This window comes from Streptomyces aurantiaciflavus (genome assembly GCF_049808595.1).
GTDB lineage: Bacteria > Actinomycetota > Actinomycetes > Streptomycetales > Streptomycetaceae > Streptomyces.
Genome location: NZ_JBNCAQ010000008.1, coordinates 56,246 through 78,879 on the forward strand (window position 1 = coordinate 56,246; position 22,634 = coordinate 78,879).

Annotated in this window: 29 protein-coding genes; 25 read left to right on the forward strand and 4 right to left on the reverse strand. The window is 68.9% G+C overall.

Annotated elements, in window-relative coordinates:
• Positions 1–96: 96 nt before the first annotated feature.
• From ACPT94_RS10920 to ACPT94_RS10930, 3 genes are all read right to left on the reverse strand, one after another.
• Positions 97–696 (reverse strand): phage tail tube protein, encoded by a 600-nt coding sequence (locus ACPT94_RS10920; RefSeq protein ID WP_360332104.1) that lies wholly within the window; start codon positions 694–696, stop codon positions 97–99.
• A 178-nt stretch (positions 697–874) separates the two neighbouring features.
• Positions 875–1,288 carry a phage tail termination protein gene (locus ACPT94_RS10925; RefSeq protein ID WP_360332107.1) on the reverse strand — a complete coding sequence of 138 codons (414 nt, stop codon included), beginning with the start codon at positions 1,286–1,288 and terminating at the stop codon, positions 875–877.
• Positions 1,289–1,736: 448 nt separating this feature from the next.
• Positions 1,737–2,231 carry a helix-turn-helix domain-containing protein gene (locus ACPT94_RS10930; protein WP_360332110.1) on the reverse strand — a complete coding sequence of 165 codons (495 nt, stop codon included), beginning with the start codon at positions 2,229–2,231 and terminating at the stop codon, positions 1,737–1,739.
• Positions 2,232–2,471: 240 nt separating this feature from the next.
• Here ACPT94_RS10930 and ACPT94_RS10935 point away from each other — a divergent pair, with 240 nt between their 5' ends.
• From ACPT94_RS10935 to ACPT94_RS10950, 4 genes are all read left to right on the forward strand, one after another.
• The gene (locus ACPT94_RS10935) at positions 2,472–2,825 is read left to right on the forward strand and encodes a WhiB family transcriptional regulator (RefSeq protein ID WP_425245729.1); all 354 of its coding nucleotides are present in this window, start codon (positions 2,472–2,474) and stop codon (positions 2,823–2,825) included.
• Positions 2,826–2,862: 37 nt separating this feature from the next.
• Positions 2,863–3,993 carry a hypothetical protein gene (locus ACPT94_RS10940; RefSeq protein WP_425245730.1) on the forward strand — a complete coding sequence of 377 codons (1,131 nt, stop codon included), beginning with the start codon at positions 2,863–2,865 and terminating at the stop codon, positions 3,991–3,993.
• A complete protein-coding gene (locus ACPT94_RS10945; RefSeq protein ID WP_360332119.1) occupies positions 3,990–4,205 on the forward strand; it encodes a MerR family transcriptional regulator in 216 nt (71 codons plus the stop codon). Before ACPT94_RS10940 ends, ACPT94_RS10945 begins: the two co-directional genes overlap by 4 nt.
• A gap of 138 nt (positions 4,206–4,343) precedes the next feature.
• Positions 4,344–4,886: a DUF1707 and DUF4190 domain-containing protein gene (locus ACPT94_RS10950; protein WP_360332122.1), complete on the forward strand. Its 543-nt coding sequence runs from the start codon at positions 4,344–4,346 to the stop codon at positions 4,884–4,886.
• 29 nt (positions 4,887–4,915) lie between these two features.
• On the opposite strand, the gene ACPT94_RS10955 is transcribed toward ACPT94_RS10950, so the two are convergent.
• Entirely contained in the window at positions 4,916–6,193 is a 1,278-nt protein-coding gene (locus ACPT94_RS10955) for a hypothetical protein (RefSeq protein WP_360332124.1), read from the reverse strand.
• Positions 6,194–6,335: 142 nt separating this feature from the next.
• On the opposite strand from ACPT94_RS10955, the gene ACPT94_RS10960 reads away from it, so the two are divergent.
• The 21 genes from ACPT94_RS10960 (at position 6,336) to rplN (ending at position 22,633) form a co-directional block, all read left to right on the forward strand.
• Complete coding sequence (locus ACPT94_RS10960) at positions 6,336–7,361, forward strand: glycosyltransferase family 2 protein (RefSeq protein ID WP_425245731.1); 1,026 nt, start codon at positions 6,336–6,338, stop codon at positions 7,359–7,361.
• Positions 7,362–7,747: 386 nt separating this feature from the next.
• On the forward strand, positions 7,748–8,119 hold the full coding sequence (gene rpsL / locus ACPT94_RS10965) for a 30S ribosomal protein S12 (protein ID WP_003948652.1): 372 nt from the start codon (positions 7,748–7,750) through the stop codon (positions 8,117–8,119).
• Between the two features lie 2 nt (positions 8,120–8,121).
• Positions 8,122–8,592 (forward strand): 30S ribosomal protein S7, encoded by a 471-nt coding sequence (gene rpsG, locus ACPT94_RS10970; RefSeq protein WP_168371942.1) that lies wholly within the window; start codon positions 8,122–8,124, stop codon positions 8,590–8,592.
• 39 nt (positions 8,593–8,631) lie between these two features.
• Entirely contained in the window at positions 8,632–10,758 is a 2,127-nt protein-coding gene (fusA, locus tag ACPT94_RS10975; RefSeq protein ID WP_360332127.1) for an elongation factor G, read from the forward strand.
• Between the two features lie 157 nt (positions 10,759–10,915).
• Positions 10,916–12,109 (forward strand): elongation factor Tu, encoded by a 1,194-nt coding sequence (gene tuf / locus ACPT94_RS10980; protein ID WP_360332130.1) that lies wholly within the window; start codon positions 10,916–10,918, stop codon positions 12,107–12,109.
• A 314-nt stretch (positions 12,110–12,423) separates the two neighbouring features.
• Positions 12,424–12,891: a hypothetical protein gene (locus ACPT94_RS10985; RefSeq protein WP_425245732.1), complete on the forward strand. Its 468-nt coding sequence runs from the start codon at positions 12,424–12,426 to the stop codon at positions 12,889–12,891.
• A gap of 114 nt (positions 12,892–13,005) precedes the next feature.
• On the forward strand, positions 13,006–13,833 hold the full coding sequence (locus ACPT94_RS10990; protein ID WP_425245733.1) for a hypothetical protein: 828 nt from the start codon (positions 13,006–13,008) through the stop codon (positions 13,831–13,833).
• 391 nt (positions 13,834–14,224) lie between these two features.
• A complete protein-coding gene (locus tag ACPT94_RS10995) occupies positions 14,225–15,565 on the forward strand; it encodes an AAA family ATPase (protein WP_360332138.1) in 1,341 nt (446 codons plus the stop codon).
• A gap of 4 nt (positions 15,566–15,569) precedes the next feature.
• Positions 15,570–16,076: a hypothetical protein gene (locus ACPT94_RS11000; RefSeq protein ID WP_425245734.1), complete on the forward strand. Its 507-nt coding sequence runs from the start codon at positions 15,570–15,572 to the stop codon at positions 16,074–16,076.
• Between the two features lie 542 nt (positions 16,077–16,618).
• The gene (gene rpsJ / locus ACPT94_RS11005; protein WP_003948644.1) at positions 16,619–16,927 is read left to right on the forward strand and encodes a 30S ribosomal protein S10; all 309 of its coding nucleotides are present in this window, start codon (positions 16,619–16,621) and stop codon (positions 16,925–16,927) included.
• Between the two features lie 16 nt (positions 16,928–16,943).
• Positions 16,944–17,588 (forward strand): 50S ribosomal protein L3, encoded by a 645-nt coding sequence (gene rplC / locus ACPT94_RS11010; protein WP_103781446.1) that lies wholly within the window; start codon positions 16,944–16,946, stop codon positions 17,586–17,588.
• An 8-nt stretch (positions 17,589–17,596) separates the two neighbouring features.
• Positions 17,597–18,253 carry a 50S ribosomal protein L4 gene (rplD, locus tag ACPT94_RS11015; protein WP_360332142.1) on the forward strand — a complete coding sequence of 219 codons (657 nt, stop codon included), beginning with the start codon at positions 17,597–17,599 and terminating at the stop codon, positions 18,251–18,253.
• The gene (gene rplW, locus ACPT94_RS11020) at positions 18,253–18,672 is read left to right on the forward strand and encodes a 50S ribosomal protein L23 (protein WP_264924822.1); all 420 of its coding nucleotides are present in this window, start codon (positions 18,253–18,255) and stop codon (positions 18,670–18,672) included. The genes rplD and rplW overlap by 1 nt, the downstream gene beginning before the upstream one ends.
• Positions 18,673–18,712: 40 nt before the next feature.
• Complete coding sequence (gene rplB / locus ACPT94_RS11025) at positions 18,713–19,549, forward strand: 50S ribosomal protein L2 (RefSeq protein ID WP_360332146.1); 837 nt, start codon at positions 18,713–18,715, stop codon at positions 19,547–19,549.
• A 12-nt stretch (positions 19,550–19,561) separates the two neighbouring features.
• Positions 19,562–19,843 (forward strand): 30S ribosomal protein S19, encoded by a 282-nt coding sequence (gene rpsS, locus ACPT94_RS11030; protein WP_023547380.1) that lies wholly within the window; start codon positions 19,562–19,564, stop codon positions 19,841–19,843.
• A 45-nt stretch (positions 19,844–19,888) separates the two neighbouring features.
• Complete coding sequence (gene rplV / locus ACPT94_RS11035) at positions 19,889–20,236, forward strand: 50S ribosomal protein L22 (protein ID WP_019329637.1); 348 nt, start codon at positions 19,889–19,891, stop codon at positions 20,234–20,236.
• Positions 20,236–21,060, forward strand: a complete 825-nt coding sequence (gene rpsC, locus ACPT94_RS11040) for a 30S ribosomal protein S3 (RefSeq protein ID WP_189933361.1) — start codon at positions 20,236–20,238, stop codon at positions 21,058–21,060. The genes rplV and rpsC overlap by 1 nt, the downstream gene beginning before the upstream one ends.
• Before the next feature lie 5 nt (positions 21,061–21,065).
• Positions 21,066–21,485 (forward strand): 50S ribosomal protein L16, encoded by a 420-nt coding sequence (rplP, locus tag ACPT94_RS11045; RefSeq protein WP_189933363.1) that lies wholly within the window; start codon positions 21,066–21,068, stop codon positions 21,483–21,485.
• Positions 21,485–21,709 carry a 50S ribosomal protein L29 gene (rpmC, locus tag ACPT94_RS11050; RefSeq protein ID WP_007494763.1) on the forward strand — a complete coding sequence of 75 codons (225 nt, stop codon included), beginning with the start codon at positions 21,485–21,487 and terminating at the stop codon, positions 21,707–21,709. The genes rplP and rpmC overlap by 1 nt, the downstream gene beginning before the upstream one ends.
• Positions 21,709–21,993: a 30S ribosomal protein S17 gene (rpsQ, locus tag ACPT94_RS11055; protein ID WP_067249205.1), complete on the forward strand. Its 285-nt coding sequence runs from the start codon at positions 21,709–21,711 to the stop codon at positions 21,991–21,993. The genes rpmC and rpsQ overlap by 1 nt, the downstream gene beginning before the upstream one ends.
• A gap of 271 nt (positions 21,994–22,264) precedes the next feature.
• Positions 22,265–22,633, forward strand: a complete 369-nt coding sequence (rplN, locus tag ACPT94_RS11060; protein ID WP_003998823.1) for a 50S ribosomal protein L14 — start codon at positions 22,265–22,267, stop codon at positions 22,631–22,633.
• The last annotated feature ends 1 nt before the right edge of the window (position 22,634 follow it).

Genomic DNA, 22,634 nt, shown 5'->3' on the forward strand with positions numbered 1-22,634 from the left:
GGGGGGGGCGGGGGGGGGGGGGGGGGGGGGGGGGGGGGGGGGGGGGGGGGGGGGGGGGGGGGCCCCCCCCCCCCCCCCCCCCCCCCCCCCGGGGGGTCAGGACGCGGCGTACGCGGCGTCCTTCATCACGAAGCCGGCCAGCGGCGAACCGTCGGCGGAGGCCATCGCGGTGTAGGTGATCCCGAGCTGGGCCGGGGACTTGCGGGCCAGCTTGATGTCGTCCGCCGCCGTGACCTGGCCGCGCGGGATGCCGAAGCGGTAGGTCACGCCGGCGCCGTCGCCGGCGCGGACGTCGGTGAACTCCAGACCGAGGGCGCGCACGTCGGCGTACGGGCGGTCGGCGATCTCGTACTTGTAGACGCCCGTCGAGCCGGTGACGGCCTCGACCGCGCCGCCGCCCATGAAGAACGGCAGCGTGTCCTCGTTGAACTGCAGCAGCGTGAACTTCAGCGTGAGGTCGCGGTCCGAGTACACGAAGTGCACCGGGCTGACCGCCTGCCACACGTCGACCGGCTCCAGCTTGTCCTTCTTGCTGAAGGTGACGCCCTCACCGGAGGTGAAGCCGAGGTTCTTCCAGCCGGCCCAGTCGGTGGCGGTGTCGCTGGAGAAGGTCGTCGGGATGTCGGTGTCGGCGGCGGCGACATAGAGCCGGCCGACTCCGGCGATGCGGATCTCGGAGGTGTTGGTGCCTGCCATGGGTGGGTCTCCTCGCCTAGGGGTGTGGGTGGTGCGGGGTGCCGTCCCCGGCCGTTCCGGGTACGGCGAAGGCCCCGCCGGATCGCCGGATGCGACAGGCAGGGCCTTCGGTCTGTGGGGCGCGGCGCACGGGTGGTCCGGGCCGCGCGGGGACGTCAGGAGACGTCCGAGGACGTCGTCAGTAGACGTCGATGAACACCTTGAGCACGGTCACGTAGCGGTTGGCCGCGTTGTAGAGGTAGTCGGGCAGCCAGCGCGGGCCGTCCTGCTCCTCCACCTCGGTGATGAGGTTGGTGCCGTAGCGGTTGCCGGCCGCGGCCATCAGGGCGCGGCGGGCGGAGTTGGCCAGGACGTGCGCGGCCTGCTTGGTCGGGCCGTACACCTCCAGCTCGATCAGCGGCTGGTCGACGTGGAGTTCGCCGATCCAGGCGCCGCCGCGCCGGTTGACGAGCACGGCCGCGGTCGTGCCGTTGAAGTCCGACGGCGGCTCGACGGTGACGAGCGCCGTGGAGAGGGCCGAGTCGGCCTCCAGGATGTCGACGACCAGGGCCTCGACGTCCGGGAAGGCGCTCGGTGGGGTGGGTGTGGTCATCTGCCGGGTCACCTCGCCGGGAAGAAGGGGAAGGCCGCCGGGCGGGCGCCGCGCGGGGGCGGTCGGGGGAGGCGCGCGGCGCCTCGGCCCGGCGTACGGCGGCGGGTGCGGCCCGCTCGGGGGCCGCGGGCACAGCTCCGCCGCTGCACCAACTGTGACAGACGAGCGTGCGCGCACGCAACTAAATCGGCGGGGCAATCGCGGCGGAGGGCGCTGGAGGGGTGGGAGTGCGAGGTGGGAGCCAGGAGGTGGGACGGGTCCAACGGTGACGGTCGGGGGCTGTGGGGGCTGTTGGGTTCGACGGCGACTGTGGGAGCTGTGGGAGCTGCGGGTCAGGTGAAGAGCGTGCCGCGGAGAGGCGGAGACCGTGTCCGCGGCTCGGGTGCACCCGTCGGCCCACGGGTGCCCGTAGTCGGCGGCCGGCGTCGGCGGGGCCGGCTGAAGGGGATCAGCCGGCGCCGGGGGATGTCGCCGCAGTGGCCTCCGCCAAGATCCGCCGCTCCTCGCGCCGCTGCCGCACCGCCGTCTCGTCGTCGTTCGGCAGGAACTGCTCCACCACTCTGACGAACATCTCCCGCCGGTCGGCGGGCACGCCGAGCAGGTCGGCGACCTCCTCCAGGGTGGGGCGGCGGCCGGACTCCGTGCCGAGCGGGGGCGCGGCCAAGCAGTCCTGCGGGTCGGCGAGTTCCTCGGCGGTGAGCCGGCCCGAGCGGATGAGCATGTCGCGCACCGGAACGCCGAGCACGCGCGCGAGGCGGCGCGTGGTCTCGAGGTCGGGCATGCTCTGCCGCTGCAGCAGACGGGTGACGGCCGCGCGGTGCACGCCCGCCTCGTCCGCGATCCGCGACTTTCCGCCGCCGCGTGGACTGTCGATGTCGTAGCCGCGGTCGCGCATCAGGTCTTCGACCCACGCGGCGAACGCGTCCAGATCCTGGCTGGTCATGTCTGCTCGCTTCCTTCGGGGGTGGGGCCGAGTTTAGCTTGCTTGCGCGCGCGGAATTACGTGCTCTCGTGCAAGCATCGAGGAAAGTCGGCGGGATATGCGGAGGTCTGGTGGGGTGACCGGCGCAGGGGCGTGCGTGATGGATCGTGACCGAAATACATTGCGAGCGCGCACGCAATCTGTACTCTGGAGGGCGTTCGTTTCACATGACCTCGTTCCCGAACCGTTCCAGGAGGTTCCATGCCCGTGGCCGACTCGTGCCCGCCGGCCCGCCTACGTCCGTCCCCGTCCCGCCGTGCCGACCGGGATGCCTGGCAGACCGCGGCCGCCTGCGCCGGGCTGCCCCCACGGGTCGTCTTCTCCAAGAAGGCCAAGGAGGCCGCCCCCGCCCTGCGCGCCTGCGCCCGCTGTGCGGTGCGCAGCGCCTGCGAGGAGGCGGTGGCGCCGGCGGAGAACTGGTTCGACGGAGTCTGTGGAGGCCGCCTGTGGCGCTCCGGTCGCCCGGTCGCCGTACCGACCCACCTGGCGCCCGCGGCCGGGACTCCGTCCGTACCGACCTCCGCATCGACCCTCCGGGGAGGCCTCCTTGGCTGAGAACCGACCGAACAAGGGCCGACCGGTGGAGGGTTGCGTGACCGAGGACCGACTGACGGAGGACCGAGCGGCTGAAGGCCCGCTGTCGGAGCGGCAGACGGCCGAGCGCCGAGTCACCGAGGGGCGAGCGGCCGGGAACCAGTCGGCGGAGGCCGGCGTGGCACAGGCCCGAGCGGCCGCAGGCCCTCGACCCGTGAACCGACCGGCAGCAGGCCGACTGCCCGTCAGCCGACCGGCGGCAACCGGCTCGTCCCTGAACCGACCGGCAGCAACCGGCTCGTCCCTGAACCGACCGGCAGCACCCGACTCGTCCCAGAGCCGACCGGCAGCATCTCGCCAGTCCGCGAACCGACCGGCCGAGGCCGCCGCCCGCCCCGCCGGAGTCCACCCCGCGGACGCTCACCCTGCCCGGAGCCACCCGGCGGAAGACCACCCCCCGGCCCCACACTCGACGGCCCCACACCCCACAGCCGCACATCCCACAGCCCCACACCCCACCGACGCCCGCCTCACCCCGCCCGACGGCCACCCCACCACCCAGACCGCGCTCTGGATCACCCAACTCCTCCAGCAGCTCCCCGAACTCGCCGCCGAGCTGGTCCCGGGCCGTACCACCCCCGCCCACCGCTCCGCGCCGACCCCGCCGCCCGCCGACCTCGCCGCGCGGCTGCGTGCCGAGCGGGAGGAGGCGCTGCTGCTCCAGCAGCGGCACGGACTCGTCGCCCCCGGGCACAGCGCGGCCCCGCTCCGCCTGCACGTCTCCGACGCCCTCCGGGACATCTCCGACGGCGTCGTCGAACTGGAGGAGGCCGTACGCGAGCGCCTCCGCCTGCCCCGTGCGCGCCGCGCCCCCGTGCCCGAGCGGCTCCGGCGGATCGCCTCCCTCCTCGACGCCATCGCCGCCGACCCCGTCCTGGCCGCGCACGTGCGCGACGAGACCCGGCGGATGGCGCGCCGCTGCGCCCGTGCGCTGGGGGACACCGAGACGGTCGTACGGGTGTCCGGGCGCTGCCCCTGGTGCGACTCGGTGTCGTTGCGGGCCTTTCCCGACCGCGGCGCCGTCCTCTGCGTCAACCCGGCCTGCCGCTGCCCGGAGCCGGACTGCGGCTGCCACGACGACCCCGCCTACCGGCACACCTGGGACGAGGGGGAGTGGCAGCGCGCGTGAGCGGAACGAACGGCCCCGACCGCCCCACCCTCATCCCCGGCCCCCTGGCCGCCCAGGAGGTCGGCGTCGCCCCCGCGACCATCCGCAAGTGGGTCCAGCTGGGCCACCTGAAACCCGCCGGCAAGGCGGGCCGGGCCCAGCTCTTCCGCCTGGAGGACGTCTTCGCGGCCGAACGCGCGGCCCGCGGGACGAACCGACGCCGGACACGATGACCGGGCCCGGCGGCGCGCAGGCGAGAAGTCACCCGCGACACACGGCGACGGAATCGGCGGTTCGGGCGGGGGAACCATCGCGGGATCCGGAGCGTAGGGGAATGATGGAGGCATTCAAGCCGTCCGGGGGAGGTGTCCGTGTCGTATCCGTCGCCATGGCAGCCGTGGCAGGCGCAGAGCAGTCCGTCGATGCTCGCGTCCCACGCCGATCGCGAGCGCGCCGTGGACGTGCTCAGAGCGGGTTTCGCCGAGGGCCGCCTTCAGCAGGCCGAGTTCGACCGGCGCGTCGCCCGGGCGTACGAGGCCCGTACGGTCGGCGAGCTGTCCCTGCTCGTCGCCGACCTGCCGCAGGGCCCCGTCGCCGTACAGCCCTCCGTCCCGCCGGCCCAGCCGTACCCCGCGGTGCCGCGCACGTTCCTGCCCGCCCCGCCGCCGCCCACGAACGGCAAGGCGGTCGGCGCGATGGTCTGCGGTGTCCTCACCACGATGACGGCGGGACTCACCGGCATCCCCGCGGTGATCCTGGGGCACACGGCGCGCGCCGAGATCCGCCGCACCGGCCAGGGCGGTGACGGCTTCGCCCTGGCCGGTCTGATCCTGGGCTGGCTGTCCGTGGCGGGCTGGGCGCTGTTCCTGACGTTCATGATTCTTGCGACGAGCGCGTCGTCCGGCGGGCCCTGACCCCTGCCGCCCTCCGCGCCCCACGGGGCCTACGGGATGCCCAGCTCGAACATCACGTAGTGCGCGTACCATCCCGACGCCACCGCCGCCGTCGAGAAGAACACCACCAGGCTGGGCAGCTTCAGCCGGCCCATCGCCGCCGCCGGCGCCAGCAGCAGCGGGAAGCAGGGCAGCAGGTAGCGGGGGGTGTTGCCGAACATCTGCTGGGTGCCCAGCACGGTGACGATGCTCGCCAGCGTGTACGCGACCAGCACCAGCGGCGGCTTCTTGCGCAGCATCAGCGCGACCAGGAAGGGCAGCGCCAGCACCAGCTGCACGGCGAGCAGATCGGGCACGGAGAAGGCGAACAGGTAGTTGTTGTGCCCGATGGCCGTGTTGCCCAGCACGTCGAGGGTGTAGGCGCCGAAGTCGAAGTAGTGCGCCCACCCCTCCCGCTGGAGCGTGAAGTACGCCGTCAGATCGCCCATGCTCAGGCCGACCCACGCGATGTAGGTGAGCAGGCCGAGCGGCGCGGCGAACATCGCGTACACCGGCCCCGCCACACCGTGCTCGCGTCGGCTCTCCCGCCGCGCCAGCGTCACGATCGCGGCCAGCCCGACCGCGCCTATGAGCGCCGCGGAGGTCGGCCGGTTCAGTCCGGCCACGAAGGCGAGCAGCCCGGCCGCCACCCAGCGGCGCTTCATCACGCAGTAGCAGCACCAGGCCGCGATCGCCACGAACAGGGACTCCGAGTACACCGCCCACTCGACGCCCGCACCGGGCGCCACGGCCCACAGCCCGGCCGCTATCGTGCCCGCCCGGGCGCCCGCCAGCAGCGAGATCACGGCGTAGATGCCGGCGGCCGCGAAGAAGGACGCGATCACCGAGACGAGGATCCCCGACCCGAACAGGCCGAGCCCGGTGATCTCGGAGACGCCCCGGATCAGACCCGGGTACAGCGGGAAGAAGGCGACGGAGTTCTGCTTGACCGTGAACAGGCCCGTGGAGTCGAGCCGCTCCAGCGGGCGCGGGTCGTACCCCTTCTCGGCGACCTGCAGGTACCACCAGCCGTCCCAGGTGGCCAGGACGTCCCACCAGTGCGCGCCCCCGCCGAACCGCGGCTCCTTCTTGCGGAAGTCCCCGGCGGCCTCCAGCAGGAACGCGAAGACGGTGAGTCCGACGAGCTTCGTGACGCCGTACAGGATCAGCGGGGCAAGGTACGGTCGTACACCGGCCGGCAGGGTCAGGCGGCGGCTCCTCGGGGACCGCTCCTCCTGCTCGTCGGGCACGGCGGGATCCGTCGCCGCGTCACTGGAAGCCGTGCTCATGAGTGTGGACCCCCCTCGGCCCCGATCACCGGGTCCCCGGGGCGGCACCACTGCCCGGATGATCGTGAAGTGTCAGTCATAAGATCGCAACAGAGTCGCACATTCGCGCCAGCGGTTGGGGGAGGGGCGGGTGGCTGAGGTCATGGAAACAACGAGTCCACCGACCGTCTTGTCGGTCGTCATACCGATGTACAACGAGGAGGAGGTCCTTCCCGCGCTGGTCAGCAGGTTGCGCCCGGTCCTCGCGGGTCTGGGCGTCCCCTACGAGGTGGTCGCCGTCGACGACGGCAGTACCGACCGTACCGCCGAACTCCTCGCCGCCTTCCAGCTGGGCTGGCCGCAACTGCGGGTGATCGGCCTGCGCCGCAACTCCGGCCACCAGGCCGCCCTCACCGCGGGCCTGGACCGGGCGCTCGGCGCCTACGTCGTGAGCCTCGACGCCGACCTCCAGGACCCGCCCGAGAAGATCCCCGACATGCTCGAGCTGGCCCGACGCGAGGACCTCGACATCGTCTACGGCATCCGGGCCGACCGGGCCAGCGACACGGGGTTCAAGCGGTGGACGGCCGGCCTCTACTACCGCCTGGTGCGCCGTCTGGCCGGGCCCTCGGTCCCCGCCCAGGCCGGCGACTTCCGGCTGCTCAGCCGGGCCGCCGTCGACGCCCTGAAGTCCCTCCCCGACCAGCAGCGCGTCTACCGCCTCCTCGTGCCCTGGCTCGGCTTCCCCAGCGGCCAGGTCACCTACGAACGCGCCCCGCGCCCGGCGGGCCAGAGCAAGTACCCCCTGGGCCGGATGATCCGGCTCGCGGTCGACAGCGTCACCGGCTTCTCCGCGGCCCCGCTGCGGATCGCCACCTGGCTCGGGGGCTTCTCGTTCCTGGTCTGCCTGGCCCTGATGGTCTACACCCTCAGCGCCCACGCCTTCGACCACACCGTCCCGGGCTGGACCTCCCTCTTCACCGGCGTCCTGTTCATCGGCGCGGTCCAGCTGATCTGCGTGGGCCTGCTCGGCGAGTACGTCGGCCGTATCTACACGGCCGTACAGAACCGCCCGACGTACTTCGTGGGGCACGACACGGCGGTGCCGCCGCGCCCGGAGGCTCCGGCGGACAGGCCGGCGGACTCGGCGGACAGCCCGGCGACGCATGAAAGCTCTCTGCGCGGGTAACGAGCCCCATAACACATGCCCGCCCCGGGGAAAACAGGCACTCCCGAACGCGGTGAGCGTTCCGGTTACGGGTACCCGGCCGCAGTGGCAGAAGCCCGTACCTTCACATAAACGCAGGTCACACGTCTCGCTCCGGTCGGCGTGCCGGTGGCGTTGCTTTTGTTTTGACCGGAGTCAGTGCGCTGGGTACGCTCAGACCTTGTGCCTGGGGTGTGCCCTGGCCCTCGTGCGTGCCTGTAACCGCACCGGGGCAAAGAGCGGCCACCGTAATCTGCGCTTCTTTCTGCCTGGCGGCGGAGGTCCGCGGGATTCGACACACCCGACCGCGTGGGTCGGCGAAGTTCCAGGTTAGCTGTACCCATCGGCACACAGAAACCGGAGAAGTAGTGCCTACGATCCAGCAGCTGGTCCGCAAGGGCCGGCAGGACAAGGTCGAGAAGAACAAGACGCCCGCACTCGAGGGTTCCCCTCAGCGTCGCGGCGTCTGCACGCGTGTGTTCACGACCACCCCGAAGAAGCCGAACTCGGCCCTGCGTAAGGTCGCGCGTGTGCGTCTGACCAGCGGGATCGAGGTCACCGCTTACATTCCGGGTGAGGGACACAACCTGCAGGAGCACTCCATCGTGCTCGTGCGCGGCGGCCGTGTGAAGGACCTGCCGGGTGTTCGCTACAAGATCATCCGCGGCTCCCTCGACACCCAGGGTGTCAAGAACCGCAAGCAGGCCCGCAGCCGTTACGGCGCCAAGAAGGAGAAGTAAGAATGCCTCGTAAGGGCCCCGCCCCGAAGCGCCCGGTCATCATCGACCCGGTCTACGGTTCTCCTCTGGTGACCTCCCTGATCAACAAGGTGCTGCTGAACGGCAAGCGCTCGACTGCCGAGCGCATCGTCTACGGCGCCATGGAGGGCCTGCGCGACAAGACCGGCAACGACCCGGTCATCACGCTCAAGCGCGCTCTCGAGAACATCAAGCCGACCATCGAGGTCAAGTCCCGCCGTGTCGGTGGCGCCACCTACCAGGTCCCGGTCGAGGTCAAGCCCGGCCGTGCCAACACCCTGGCGCTGCGCTGGCTCGTCGGCTACTCCCGCGCCCGTCGCGAGAAGACCATGACCGAGCGTCTGCTGAACGAGCTCCTCGACGCGTCCAACGGCCTCGGCGCCGCTGTGAAGAAGCGCGAGGACACGCACAAGATGGCCGAGTCCAACAAGGCCTTCGCGCACTACCGCTGGTAGTCGCAGTCCACATCGAGACCGAGAGAAGACTGAAGCCTTATGGCTACCACTTCGCTTGACCTGGCCAAGGTGCGCAACATCGGCATCATGGCCCACATCGACGCGGGCAAGACGACCACCACCGAGCGGATCCTGTTCTACACCGGCGTTTCGTACAAGATCGGTGAGGTCCACGACGGCGCTGCCACCATGGACTGGATGGAGCAGGAGCAGGAGCGTGGCATCACGATCACCTCTGCTGCCACCACCTGCCACTGGGCGCTGGAAGACGTCGACCACACCATCAACATCATCGACACGCCGGGCCACGTCGACTTCACCGTCGAGGTGGAGCGTTCCCTGCGCGTGCTCGACGGTGCCGTGACGGTGTTCGACGGCGTCGCCGGCGTCGAGCCCCAGTCCGAGACGGTGTGGCGTCAGGCGGACCGCTACGGCGTTCCGCGTATCTGCTTCGTCAACAAGCTCGACCGGACCGGTGCCGAGTTCCACCGCTGTGTCGACATGATCGTCGACCGCCTGGGTGCGCAGCCGCTCGTCATGCAGCTGCCGATCGGCGCGGAGGCGGACTTCAAGGGCGTCATCGACCTCGTGAAGATGAAGGCCCTCGTCTGGTCCGCCGAGGCGACCAAGGGCGAGATGTACGACACCGTCGACATCCCGGACACCCACGCCGAGGCCGCCGAGGAGTGGCGCGGCAAGCTGCTCGAGGCCGTCGCGGAGAACGACGAGGAGCTCATGGAGCTGTACCTCGAGGGCACCGAGCCCTCCGAGGAGCAGCTCTACGCGGCGATCCGTCGGATCACCATCGCGTCCGGCAAGGGCGGCGGCACCACCGTCACCCCCGTGTTCTGCGGCACCGCGTTCAAGAACAAGGGCGTTCAGCCCCTGCTCGACGCGGTCGTGCGCTACCTGCCGTCGCCGGTCGACATCGAGGCCATCGAGGGCCACGACGTCAAGGACCCGGAGACGGTCGTCCGGCGCAAGCCGTCCGACGACGAGCCGCTGTCGGCGCTGGCGTTCAAGATCATGAGCGACCCGCACCTCGGCAAGCTCACCTTCGTGCGCGTCTACTCCGGCCGCCTCGAGTCCGGCTCCGCCGTGCTCAACTCGGTCAAGGGCCGCAAGGAGCGCATCGGCAAGATCTACCGCATGCACGCCAACAAGCGTGAGGAGATCGAGTCGGTGGGCGCCGGCGACATCGTCGCCGTCATGGGCCTGAAGCAGACCACCACCGGTGAGACGCTGGCTGACGAGAAGAACCCGGTGATCCTGGAGTCCATGGACTTCCCGGCCCCGGTCATCCAGGTCGCCATCGAGCCCAAGTCGAAGGGCGACCAGGAGAAGCTGGGCATCGCGATCCAGCGCCTGGCCGAGGAGGACCCGTCCTTCCAGGTCCACTCGGACGAGGAGACCGGCCAGACCATCATCGGTGGTATGGGCGAGCTGCACCTCGAGGTGCTGGTCGACCGTATGCGCCGTGAGTTCAAGGTCGAGGCCAACGTCGGCAAGCCGCAGGTCGCGTACCGTGAGACGATCCGCAAGGCCGTCGAGAAGGTCGAGTTCACCCACAAGAAGCAGACGGGTGGTACCGGCCAGTTCGCTCGCGTGATCATCGCGATCGAGCCCATCGAGGGTGGCGACACGTCCTACGAGTTCGTCAACAAGGTCACCGGTGGCCGCGTGCCGAAGGAGTACATCCCCTCGGTCGACGCCGGTGCGCAGGAGGCCATGCAGTTCGGCATCCTCGCCGGTTACGAGATGACCGGTGTCCGCGTGACGCTGCTCGACGGTGCCTACCACGAGGTCGACTCCTCCGAGCTCGCGTTCAAGATCGCCGGTTCGCAGGCCTTCAAGGAGGCCGCGCGCAAGGCCAGCCCCGTGCTGCTCGAGCCGATGATGGCCGTCGAGGTCACCACGCCCGAGGACTACATGGGCGAGGTCATCGGCGACATCAACTCCCGCCGTGGCCAGATCCAGGCCATGGAGGAGCGGGCGGGTGCCCGCGTCGTGAAGGGCCTCGTGCCCCTGTCGGAGATGTTCGGCTACGTCGGCGACCTCCGCAGCAAGACGTCGGGTCGCGCAAGCTACTCGATGCAGTTCGACTCCTACGCCGAGGTTCCGCGGAACGTCGCCGAGGAGATCATCGCGAAGGCCAAGGGCGAGTAACGGACCCCGTCCGTACGCCGTAGGCTTGACTCCGGAGCCTTGAGGGGCAAACACCCGCAATCACGGATGTTTGCCCCGGGGCCCGGGTTTTGAACAGCAAAGATCACCTGGCGCCGATGAAGTAAGGCGTACAGAACCACTCCACAGGAGGACCCCAGTGGCGAAGGCGAAGTTCGAGCGGACTAAGCCGCACGTCAACATCGGCACCATCGGTCACATCGACCACGGTAAGACGACCCTCACGGCCGCCATTACCAAGGTGCTGCACGACGCGTACCCGGACCTGAACGAGGCCACCCCGTTCGACAACATCGACAAGGCGCCCGAAGAGCGTCAGCGCGGTATCACCATCTCCATCGCGCACGTCGAGTACCAGACCGAGGCGCGTCACTACGCCCACGTCGACTGCCCGGGTCACGCGGACTACATCAAGAACATGATCACCGGTGCCGCCCAGATGGACGGCGCGATCCTGGTGGTCGCCGCGACCGACGGCCCGATGCCGCAGACCAAGGAGCACGTGCTCCTGGCCCGCCAGGTCGGCGTGCCGTACATCGTCGTCGCCCTGAACAAGGCCGACATGGTGGACGACGAGGAGATCATGGAGCTCGTCGAGCTCGAGGTCCGTGAGCTCCTCTCCGAGTACGAGTTCCCGGGCGACGACCTGCCGGTCGTCCGCGTCTCCGCGCTGAAGGCCCTCGAGGGCGACGCGAAGTGGACCGAGTCGGTCCTCGAGCTGATGAACGCCGTCGACACCTCCATCCCGGAGCCCGAGCGTGACGTCGACAAGCCGTTCCTGATGCCGATCGAGGACGTCTTCACGATCACCGGTCGCGGTACGGTCGTCACCGGCCGTATCGAGCGTGGTGTCCTCAAGGTCAACGAGACCGTCGACATCATCGGCATCAAGACCGAGAAGACCACCACCACGGTCACCGGTATCGAGATGTTCCGCAAGCTGCTCGACGAGGGCCAGGCCGGTGAGAACGTCGGTCTGCTGCTCCGTGGCATCAAGCGCGAGGACGTCGAGCGCGGCCAGGTCATCATCAAGCCGGGCTCGGTCACCCCGCACACCGAGTTCGAGGCGCAGGCCTACATCCTGTCCAAGGACGAGGGTGGCCGCCACACGCCGTTCTTCAACAACTACCGTCCGCAGTTCTACTTCCGTACGACGGACGTGACCGGCGTCGTGCACCTCCCCGAGGGCACCGAGATGGTCATGCCGGGTGACAACACCGAGATGAAGGTGGAGCTCATCCAGCCCGTCGCCATGGAAGAGGGCCTGAAGTTCGCCATCCGCGAGGGTGGTCGCACCGTGGGCGCCGGCCAGGTCACCAAGATCGTCAAGTAAGTTCTCCTTGCTCGACGTTCGGCCTGACCCGGGTCAGTTGACCTGAAGAGGCCTGAAGGGGCCCGTACGACTTCGGTCGTACGGGCCCCTTCGCGTGCTCGGGAAGTCATCGCCGGGCCGGGTCCGTTCCGTCGTCGGCCGGAGCCCGACTTCCTCAGCGGCGGCCGTCCCCGGGCATCGCGGCCCGTACTCATGCCGTTCGGGCGGGCCTCCTCACGGCTGTCCCGGGGACCGTGCGCGTCATGGGGGTGAAGTAAGCGACGGCAGCGGCGATCATGGCGAGGGTCGTGCAGGAGTACGGGGGGAGAGAATCGATGTGGGGCCGTCTGAGGGACAAGTTCACCGGCACCCGATACCCGGACAGGGGTGTCACGCCCGTCCCCACACCGGAGCTTCGGGCCGTGCTGCTCGGGCTCGGGCGCGCGGGTGTGCCGTTCCGGGTGCGGGAGGCGCTGCCCGGGGAGAAGGCCGACCTGGTGGCCGAGTGGCGGGTGCCCGAGCTGAGGACGACGCTCAGGACGCGGATGCGGTTCGTGCCGGGGGAGCGGGAGGTCCGGGTCCTGGAGGAGCGCTGGGCGCCCGCGTCCGAGGGCACCGGAAGGCAGTACGGCAGGGGGCCGGCCGTCTCGGTGTCCAGGCGGTGGACGTACGAGAAGGGCCCCGATGGGCGCCGGCGCAAGGTCGAGACGTTCCGCTTCGACTCCCGCGACATGAGGAACCCCCTGCTGAACGCGGTCCTCGGCGCGGGATGGACCTGGCGCGGGGTGCTGTTCCGGTGGTGAGCCCCCGGGACGCGGGGCGCGCCCGACGCCGCCGTACGGATCTTGCCGGGCGACATGATCACGCCATCGGATACTCTGCCGCTCTTTGTGTCTGCACCCCACGGAGAGGTGTGAATGAGAACAGGCAGACGATTCGTCGCGGCGGCCACGCTAGCGGGCGCGCTGGGCGTCTCGGTGCTCAGTGCGCCGGCGGCCCAGGCGGCGGACACCGGTGTCACCGTGTCGGACATCGTCATCAACAAGGGCAAGCCGATCGTGGTCGGCACGTCGAAGGAGGTGGAGCCGTCCCTCACGTTCACCATCACCCTGCCCTCCGGGTACAGCACCGCTGACCCGTTCCGCTACGACGCGTATCCCTTCATCTACCGCGGCAACCCGAAGACGGCGGCCGACACCGGGGAGAACTTCATCGGACCCGGCGTGTACACCTGCTACGAGCTCAGCTCCCAGAAGGCGCGGTGCGCGGGCAGCCTCTACATCGACCCGCTCCCGAGCCAGGAGCACGTCGACTCCAACAGCGATGCCACCACGTGGAAGGTCGCCGTGGCGCTGCGCCTGTTCAAGGCCGACGGCGGCCTCAAGGCCCAGGAGTACGAGACGCGGCCGCAGACCGTCCAGCTCAGGAGGGCGGCGAAGGTCACCGCCAACGCCTCACCGGAGCCGGTCACCAAGGGCAGGACGATCACCGTCACGGGCAGCCTGACCCGGGCGAACTGGAGCACCAAGAAGTACGGCGCCTACAGCGGCCGTAGCGTGAGCCTCCAGTTCCGCGCGAGGGGCGCCGCCTCCTTCAAGACGGTCAAGAAGGCCACCTCCAGCAGTACCGGCGCCCTCAGGACCACGGTCACCGCCTCCACGGACGGCTCGTTCCGCTGGGTCTACTCCGGCGACACGACGACCGGCGCCGCGACCAGCACGGCCGACTACGTCGACGTGCGCTGACGGGGAACAGGCCCACCGCCGTGCGCGACCGGTGCCCTTCGCCTCGCGGGCGAGGGGCACGTCATCTTGTGGTGTGAAGACCCGGGCCGGCGGGGTGTCCTCCGGGCGGCGCGTGGTCGACGACCGGATCGTCGCTGCCATCTCGGCGTCGGACGGCAGTCCCGAGGACAGCGGGCCGGACACCGGGACGGGGTTGTTCAGGGAGACCAGGAACGAGTACGGGCTGTGGTCCACGAGGTCGTCCAAACGGGTTGGCGTCTGCCAGGCGGCCCAGGACGTCGCCCGCCGTCTCGCGGGCCTGGTCGTTTTCGGGGGTTGGACGGCTTGTGAGGCCTGCTGCTTAGCTGGGGGCAGAGCAGTGCCGGTTCGGAGCGAGTGAGAGAGGTGACCGGTGGAGACTCCCCGTCTGGAGGAGGTGCGTCTGACCTCTTTCAAGAGCTTCACCGATCAGCGCCTCCCCCTACAGGACCTCACCGTGTTGATCGGGCGCAACGGCAGTGGCAAGTCCAATGCGCTGGACGCTCTGACCGTGCTGTCTCGGTTGGTGCTGGGCGAGCCGGTGAGGGACGCCCTGGACGGCCCGCGGACCGGAGGCGAGGAGCCGATCAGAGGTGGTGCCGAAGGGTGCCCTCCGCTGGGGAGCGACTCGTTCTCCATCGGATGCAGGGTGAGGGCGGGCGACGCCGTTTACGACTTCGATCTGGACATCGATGTTCGTCCTGAGGTCCGCATCAGCGCGGAACGACTTGTCGCGGTCGAAGGAGTCCGCTACGGCGGTAGGCGCCTGGGCGCCGGACGCGAACTGCTCACGGTCACCCCTGCGGACGGTGAACCAGGCTTCAGGCTTCTTCGGTACTTCAACGGCAGACGTGAGCTCGAACGCGCGGGGGTGATCTGGGCGGATCGACTGGCCCTTGATCATGTGAAGGCCTGGGTGCCGGGGGCGACGAACGCCGGTCACCTGGTCAACGAGGCCGCTGAACGGGTCCTCGCCGCGATTCGGGAGATCTTCCTCCTGGACCCGGTCCCCCACCTCATGCGTCGCTATGTCAGCGAGCGCGATGTCGAGCTGCGCCGAAGCGCCGACAACCTGAGCGCGGTGCTGGCGGAACTGCGCGGCAAGGACCGGCGGGCGTTCAGCCGGATCAAGGAGTTGGTCGCGGGGATGCCGGAGTATCCCGTGACGGAACTGGATGTGGTCCGGACCTCGCTCGGTGATGTGCAACTCGTTCTGCACGAGGCCGGGTTTCACGGCACTGTGCACGAGATGCCGGCACGGCTGCTCAGTGACGGCATGCTCCGGTTCCTGGCGTTCGGAACGGCACTCGTCGATGTTCCCGCGCCGTCATGCGCGGCTGATCTTCTGAAGCCCGCCCGCCTCCTCGTGGTCGAGGAGATCGAGAACGGTCTCTATCCCACCCAGGCCGCTCGGGTGCTGACTCTGATGCGGGAAGAGGCACAGAACCGGCGCGTCGAGGTGTTGTTCACGACTCACAGTCCGGCTCTGCTGAACTCCCTCTCGGCGCAGGATCATTCCGGTGTCGTCGTGTGCAGCAGGGACCCACGGTCGGGGGAGAGTGTCCTGACCCGCCTCACGGAGCTGCCCGGGTACGTGGACCTCCTGGCAGCTGGTGACCTGGGCGACGCGGTCACCAAGAATCGTCTGCCGGACGCCGTGCGTCCCCGGGAGTCGGGCGTGACCAGTGTCGAGGATTTCCTGAGGAGTCTGTGAGTCCGTGAGCAGTCAGCGTCGCCCTGGGCTGCGACTGCCCGTCGTCGACTTTCTGGACACGTCGGTCTTCGTGGAGATCCTCGACGTGCCTCATATGAACGCACATCGTGCGGCTGTTCTGGCGGAGATGGACGCCAGGCTGAAGGCGAAGGTCCGCTTCGTGCTGCCGACCGCCACCGTGGTCGAGACCGGCAACCACGTCTTCCAGATCAAGGACGGTGACGCCCGTCGCAAGCGTGCCGTGGCCTTCATGAACCTGCTGCGCAAGACCGCCGACGGCGAAGCTCCCTGGGTGCTGCACGAGCGCACTTGGGACGGGACCTTCCTCACCTCGCTGTGCGACGGCGGCAGCACAGGCATGGATCTGGCCGAGCACGCTGTGTGCCAGCAGCTGGGCACCGGTGATCTGAGCATCGTCGCCGAGCGGGATCTGTACGCGTCTCGAGCCCAGGCGGAGGTCCGCATCTGGACGCTGGAGGAGACGATGGAGTCATGGGCCGAGCGGCGGTGAGTCCGGCCCCCGGACGACTCGGACGACAAAAAGGTGTCCTGTCCGAGATCGCGAACCATCGTGTCATGGGGTGCGGGAAGTGAAACCGCAGGGCTTCGCCGGGCAACGGTGTGCCTGAGCCGGCGCACGCGGTTTGACCTGCGTCACGCCCGGGGTATTCTCTCCGGCTCGATTGGCGTGGGCCCTGCCCCATATGGCAGACTGTCCGAGTTGCTCGGTCGAGTGTTGATGCTGCGCGCCTCCCGCCGGGAGGACCGGAAGCGAGTCCCACAGTACTCGTCGCCCTAACTGCCACACGGCAGCGCTGGGGCGGACGTACGGGAATCTTCCGGGAAGTGTCGGCGCGGCACCGACCAGGCACCCGGTGGGCCTTCCGCCCTCGACTTGCGGTTCCGGTAGGGCCGTGTGCATTCCGCAGGGATGTTCGAACAAGGGACATCTGTGTCAGTGGAAGCGCGACACGCCCGACCGCGTGGGTCGGAGGATCGGGTAGGGAACACCAGGTTCCAGAGCGTTAGAAGAGACAGGACTACTGAGTAGCCATGGCGGGACAGAAGATCCGCATCCGGCTCAAGGCCTACGACCACGAGGTCATCGACTCCTCGGCGAAGAAGATCGTCGAGACGGTGACCCGCACTGGTGCGTCGGTCGCGGGCCCGGTGCCGCTGCCCACTGAGAAGAACGTGTACTGCGTCATCAAGTCGCCGCACAAGTACAAGGACTCGCGCGAGCACTTCGAGATGCGCACGCACAAGCGCCTGATCGACATCCTCGACCCGACGCCCAAGACCGTTGACTCTCTGATGCGACTCGACCTCCCGGCCGGTGTCGACATCGAGATCAAGCTCTGAGGCCGGTGATCTGAGAATGGCTAAGCAGATCAAGGGCATCCTGGGCGAGAAGCTCGGCATGACGCAGGTGTGGGACGAGAACAACCGCGTTGTTCCGGTCACCGTCGTCAAGGCCGGCCCGAATGTCGTGACCCAGGTCCGCACGAACGACGTCGACGGCTACGAGTCCGTCCAGATCGCCTTCGGCGAGATCGACCCGCGCAAGGTGAACAAGCCCCTCAAGGGCCACTTCGCCAAGGCCGACGTCACCCCCCGTCGCCACCTCGTCGAGATCCGCACCGCGGACGCCTCCGAGTACACGCTGGGCCAGGAGATCACCGCTGAGGTGTTCGAGGCCGGCGTGAAGGTCGACGTGACCGGCAAGAGCAAGGGCAAGGGCTTCGCCGGTGTCATGAAGCGCCACAACTTCGGTGGCCTCGGTGCCGGTCACGGTACCCAGCGCAAGCACCGCTCGCCCGGTTCCATCGGTGGCTGCGCCACCCCGGGCCGCGTGTTCAAGGGCCTCCGCATGGCGGGTCGCATGGGCAACGAGCGGGTCACCACCCAGAACCTGACCGTCCACGCCGTTGACGCGGAGAAGGGTCTGCTGCTCATCAAGGGCGCGGTTCCCGGTCCGAACGGCGGCCTCGTCCTGGTCCGCACCGCGGCCAAGGGGGCCTGAGGTAACCGATGAGCACTGTTGACATCCTTTCGCCTGCCGGCGAGAAGACCGGTAGCGTCGAACTCCCCGCGGAGATCTTCGGCGTGGAGAAGGTCAGCATCCCGCTGATCCACCAGGTCGTCGTCGCGCAGAACGCCGCGGCCCGCCAGGGCACGCACAAGACCAAGACCCGCGGTGAAGTCCGTGGTGGCGGCAAGAAGCCGTACCGCCAGAAGGGCACCGGCCGCGCCCGCCAGGGTTCGACCCGCGCGCCGCAGTTCGCCGGCGGTGGCGTCGTCCACGGCCCGCAGCCGCGCGACTACTCGCAGCGGACCCCGAAGAAGATGAAGGCTGCCGCCCTGCGTCACGCCCTCACCGACCGGGCCCGCCACAACCGCATCCACGTCGTCACCGGCGTGATCGAGGGCGACACTCCGTCCACGAAGGCCGCCAAGACGCTGTTCGGCAAGATCTCGGAGCGCAAGAACCTGCTCCTGGTCGTCGAGCGTGCCGACGAGGCCGCGTGGCTGTCCGCCCGCAACCTGCCCCAGGTCCACATCCTGGAGCCGGGCCAGCTGAACACGTACGACGTGATCGTCTCGGACGACGTGGTCTTCACCCAGGCCGCTCTCGAGTCCTTCGTCGCCGGCCCGAAGGCCAACGACACCGAAGGGAGCGAGGCCTGATGGCTACGCGTCACCCGAGCATTGCCTCCAAGGCCGCGAAGGCCGCCAAGGCCGCGCGCGTCGCCAAGGCGCGCCGCCACGCCGCCGAGGGCAAGAACACCGTCGTCACCGCGCCCAGCAAGGCGTACACGGACCCCCGTGACGTCCTGCTGAAGCCGGTCGTGTCGGAGAAGAGCTACGCGCTCCTCGACGAGAACAAGTACACGTTCATCGTCGACCCGAACGCCAACAAGACCCAGATCAAGCAGGCCGTCCAGGCGGTCTTCTCGGTCAAGGTCACCGGGGTCAACACGATCAACCGCCAGGGCAAGCGCAAGCGGACCCGCACCGGCTTCGGCCAGCGCGCGGCGACCAAGCGCGCGATCGTGACCCTCGCCGAGGGCGACCGTATCGACATCTTCGGCGGTCCGACCGCCTGAGGGCGGTCCGGATCGTCCGATATCGGACGAGGACTGAGAAATGGGAATCCGCAAGTACAAGCCGACTACGCCGGGCCGTCGTGGTTCCAGCGTCGCCGACTTCGTCGAGGTCACGCGGTCCACGCCGGAGAAGTCGTTGGTCCGCCCCCTGCACAGCAAGGGTGGCCGTAACAACTCCGGTCGTGTGACCGTCCGCCACCAGGGTGGTGGCCACAAGCGCGCCTACCGCGTGATCGACTTCCGTCGTCACGACAAGGACGGCGTGCCGGCGAAGGTCGCGCACATCGAGTACGACCCCAACCGCACCGCGCGCATCGCGCTGCTGCACTACGCCGACGGCGAGAAGCGCTACATCATCGCGCCGCGCGGCCTGTCGCAGGGCGACCGTGTCGAGAACGGTCCCGGGGCCGACATCAAGCCGGGCAACAACCTGGCCCTCCGCAACATCCCGGTCGGTACCACGATCCACGCGATCGAGCTCCGTCCCGGTGGCGGTGCCAAGTTCGCCCGCTCCGCCGGTGCCTCCGTGCAGCTGCTCGCGAAGGAGGGCTCGATGGCCCACCTCCGCATGCCCTCCGGTGAGATCCGCCTGGTCGACCAGCGCTGCCGCGCCACCGTCGGCGAGGTCGGCAACGCCGAGCAGAGCAACATCAACTGGGGCAAGGCCGGCCGTAAGCGCTGGCTGGGCGTTCGCCCGACTGTCCGTGGTGTCGCGATGAACCCGGTCGACCACCCGCACGGTGGTGGTGAGGGCAAGACCTCCGGTGGTCGCCACCCGGTCTCCCCGTGGGGTCAGAAGGAAGGTCGTACTCGTTCGCCCAAGAAGGCGTCGAACAAGTACATCGTCCGCCGCCGCAAGACGAACAAGAAGCGCTAGGAGCGGGTTTAGATGCCGCGCAGTCTCAAGAAGGGGCCCTTCGTCGACGACCACCTGATCAAGAAGGTGGACGCCCAGAACGAAGCCGGCACCAAGAACGTCATCAAGACCTGGTCCCGTCGCTCCATGATCGTGCCGGCCATGCTCGGCCACACGCTCGCGGTGCACAACGGCAAGACCCACATCCCGGTGTTCGTCACCGAGTCGATGGTCGGTCACAAGCTCGGCGAGTTCTCGCCGACGCGCACCTTCCGGGGTCACGTCAAGGAAGACCGGAAGTCGAAGCGCCGCTAGTAGCGGATCGCATTCAGACACGTAAGTAACTCTGAAGGGACAACCATGGAAGCCAGGGCCCAGGCGCGGTACATCCGCGTCACGCCCATGAAGGCCCGCCGTGTGGTGGACCTCATCCGTGGCATGGACGCCACGGAGGCCCAGGCTGTTCTGCGATTCGCTCCGCAGGCAGCCTCCGTGCCGGTCGGCAAGGTGCTCGACAGCGCCATCGCCAACGCCGCGCACAACTACGACCACACCGACGCCGACAGCCTCTACATCTCCGAGGCGTACGTCGACGAGGGCCCGACCCTGAAGCGGTTCCGGCCGCGTGCCCAGGGCCGTGCCTACCGGATCCGCAAGCGGACCAGCCACATCACCGTGGTCGTCAGCAGCAAGGAAGGAACCCGGTAATGGGCCAGAAGGTTAACCCGCATGGGTTCCGGCTCGGTGTCACGACCGACTTCAAGTCGCGTTGGTACGCCGACAAGCTGTACAAGGACTACGTCAAGGAAGACGTCGCCATCCGTCGGATGATGACGTCCGGCATGGAGCGCGCCGGCATCTCCAAGGTCGAGATCGAGCGCACCCGTGACCGCGTCCGCGTGGACATCCACACCGCGCGTCCGGGCATCGTCATCGGCCGCCGTGGCGCCGAGGCCGACCGCATCCGCGGCGACCTCGAGAAGCTCACGGGCAAGCAGGTCCAGCTGAACATCCTCGAGGTCAAGAACCCCGAGACGGACGCTCAGCTCGTGGCCCAGGCCGTCGCCGAGCAGCTCTCCTCCCGCGTCTCCTTCCGTCGGGCCATGCGCAAGAGCATGCAGTCCGCCATGAAGGCCGGCGCCAAGGGCATCAAGATCCAGTGCGGTGGCCGCCTCGGCGGCGCCGAGATGTCCCGCTCGGAGTTCTACCGCGAGGGCCGCGTGCCCCTGCACACGCTCCGCGCGAACGTGGACTACGGCTTCTTCGAGGCCAAGACGACCTTCGGCCGCATCGGTGTGAAGGTCTGGATCTACAAGGGCGACGTCAAGAACATCGCCGAGGTCCGCGCCGAGAACGCTGCCGCCCGTGCGGGTAACCGCCCGGCCCGCGGTGGCGCCGACCGCCCGGCCCGTGGTGGCCGTGGTGGCGAGCGGCGCGGTCGCAAGCCGCAGCAGCAGGCTCCCGCCGCCGAGGCCCCCCAGGCCGAGGCCGGTGCCGCCGCTCCGGCTGAGAGCACCGGAACGGAGGCCTGACCGACATGCTGATCCCCCGTAGGGTCAAGCACCGCAAGCAGCACCACCCCAAGCGCACCGGCGCTGCCAAGGGTGGCACGACGGTTGCGTTCGGCGAGTACGGCATCCAGGCGCTCACCCCGGCGTACGTGACGAACCGTCAGATCGAGGCCGCTCGTATCGCCATGACGCGTCACATCAAGCGTGGTGGCAAGGTCTGGATCAACATCTACCCGGACCGTCCGCTCACCAAGAAGCCCGCCGAGACCCGCATGGGTTCCGGTAAGGGTTCTCCGGAGTGGTGGATCGCCAACGTCAAGCCCGGACGCGTGATGTTCGAGCTGTCGTACCCCAACGAGAAGATCGCCCGTGAGGCGCTGACCCGTGCGGCCCACAAGCTGCCGATGAAGTGCCGGATCGTCAAGCGCGAGGCAGGTGAAGCGTGATGTCGGCCGGTACCAAGGCGTCCGAGCTGCGCGAGCTGGGCAACGAGGAGCTTCTGGCGAAGCTCCGCGAGGCCAAGGAAGAGCTGTTCAACCTCCGCTTCCAGGCGGCGACGGGTCAGCTTGAGAACCACGGCCGTCTGAAGGCGGTCCGCAAGGACATCGCGCGGATCTACACCCTGATGCGCGAGCGTGAGCTGGGCATCGAAACGGTGGAGAACGCCTGATGAGCGAGAACAACGTGACTGAGAACGCAGAGGCGCGCGGCTTCCGCAAGACCCGTGAGGGTCTCGTCGTCAGCGACAAGATGGACAAGACCGTCGTCGTCGCCGTCGAGGACCGCGTCAAGCACGCGCTGTACGGCAAGGTCATCCGCCGTACGAACAAGCTCAAGGCACACGACGAGCAGAACGCCGCGGGTGTCGGCGACCGCGTCCTCCTGATGGAGACCCGGCCGCTGTCCGCGACGAAGCGCTGGCGCGTCGTCGAGATCCTCGAGAAGGCGAAGTAATCAAGCGGGGGCTCCGCCCCCACTGCCCCCGCCGGGGCTCCGCCCCCGGCCCCACTGGGGGCTCACGCCCCCAGACCCCCGGGTCGGCGGGGCGAAAGCCCCCGGCGGAGCTTGCCGGCCCCGGGCCCTCGGGCCCGGGGCGTGCACGGCCCCGCGTGGGTCTTCGCTGCAAGAGGCTTAAGTAATTCCTGCGGGAGCTACTCGCAGGACAGTTCCGCCAGGCTCTCCGGCTCAACCCCGGAGGGAACCGGCAGACGATCAGGAGATAGACGTGATCCAGCAGGAGTCGCGACTGCGTGTCGCCGACAACACTGGTGCGAAGGAGATCCTTTGCATCCGTGTGCTCGGTGGCTCCGGTCGCCGCTACGCGGGCATCGGTGACGTCATCGTCGCCACCGTCAAGGACGCGATCCCCGGTGGCAACGTGAAGAAGGGTGACGTCGTCAAGGCGGTCATCGTTCGCACCGTCAAGGAGCGCCGCCGTCCGGACGGCTCGTACATCCGCTTCGACGAGAACGCCGCCGTCATTCTGAAGAACGACGGCGACCCTCGCGGCACCCGCATCTTCGGCCCGGTCGGCCGTGAGCTGCGCGAGAAGAAGTTCATGAAGATCATCTCGCTCGCGCCGGAGGTGCTGTAAG

Excerpts from the sequence above, each read along its gene's own strand:
- ACPT94_RS10920 (WP_360332104.1), bottom strand. The coding sequence starts at position 696 with ATGGCAGGCACCAACACCTCCGAGATCCGCATCGCCGGAGTCGGCCGG.
- ACPT94_RS10925 (WP_360332107.1), bottom strand. The coding sequence starts at position 1,288 with ATGACCACACCCACCCCACCGAGCGCCTTCCCGGACGTCGAGGCCCTG.
- ACPT94_RS10930 (WP_360332110.1), bottom strand. The coding sequence starts at position 2,231 with ATGACCAGCCAGGATCTGGACGCGTTCGCCGCGTGGGTCGAAGACCTG.
- ACPT94_RS10935 (WP_425245729.1), top strand. The coding sequence starts at position 2,472 with ATGCCCGTGGCCGACTCGTGCCCGCCGGCCCGCCTACGTCCGTCCCCG.
- ACPT94_RS10955 (WP_360332124.1), bottom strand. The coding sequence starts at position 6,193 with ATGAGCACGGCTTCCAGTGACGCGGCGACGGATCCCGCCGTGCCCGAC.
- ACPT94_RS10960 (WP_425245731.1), top strand. The coding sequence starts at position 6,336 with ATGGAAACAACGAGTCCACCGACCGTCTTGTCGGTCGTCATACCGATG.
- rpsG (WP_168371942.1), top strand. The coding sequence starts at position 8,122 with ATGCCTCGTAAGGGCCCCGCCCCGAAGCGCCCGGTCATCATCGACCCG.
- fusA (WP_360332127.1), top strand. The coding sequence starts at position 8,632 with ATGGCTACCACTTCGCTTGACCTGGCCAAGGTGCGCAACATCGGCATC.
- ACPT94_RS10985 (WP_425245732.1), top strand. The coding sequence starts at position 12,424 with ATGTGGGGCCGTCTGAGGGACAAGTTCACCGGCACCCGATACCCGGAC.
- ACPT94_RS10990 (WP_425245733.1), top strand. The coding sequence starts at position 13,006 with ATGAGAACAGGCAGACGATTCGTCGCGGCGGCCACGCTAGCGGGCGCG.
- rpsJ (WP_003948644.1), top strand. The coding sequence starts at position 16,619 with ATGGCGGGACAGAAGATCCGCATCCGGCTCAAGGCCTACGACCACGAG.
- rplC (WP_103781446.1), top strand. The coding sequence starts at position 16,944 with ATGGCTAAGCAGATCAAGGGCATCCTGGGCGAGAAGCTCGGCATGACG.
- rplD (WP_360332142.1), top strand. The coding sequence starts at position 17,597 with ATGAGCACTGTTGACATCCTTTCGCCTGCCGGCGAGAAGACCGGTAGC.
- rplW (WP_264924822.1), top strand. The coding sequence starts at position 18,253 with ATGGCTACGCGTCACCCGAGCATTGCCTCCAAGGCCGCGAAGGCCGCC.
- rplB (WP_360332146.1), top strand. The coding sequence starts at position 18,713 with ATGGGAATCCGCAAGTACAAGCCGACTACGCCGGGCCGTCGTGGTTCC.
- rpsS (WP_023547380.1), top strand. The coding sequence starts at position 19,562 with ATGCCGCGCAGTCTCAAGAAGGGGCCCTTCGTCGACGACCACCTGATC.
- rplV (WP_019329637.1), top strand. The coding sequence starts at position 19,889 with ATGGAAGCCAGGGCCCAGGCGCGGTACATCCGCGTCACGCCCATGAAG.
- rpsC (WP_189933361.1), top strand. The coding sequence starts at position 20,236 with ATGGGCCAGAAGGTTAACCCGCATGGGTTCCGGCTCGGTGTCACGACC.
- rplP (WP_189933363.1), top strand. The coding sequence starts at position 21,066 with ATGCTGATCCCCCGTAGGGTCAAGCACCGCAAGCAGCACCACCCCAAG.
- rpmC (WP_007494763.1), top strand. The coding sequence starts at position 21,485 with ATGTCGGCCGGTACCAAGGCGTCCGAGCTGCGCGAGCTGGGCAACGAG.
- rpsQ (WP_067249205.1), top strand. The coding sequence starts at position 21,709 with ATGAGCGAGAACAACGTGACTGAGAACGCAGAGGCGCGCGGCTTCCGC.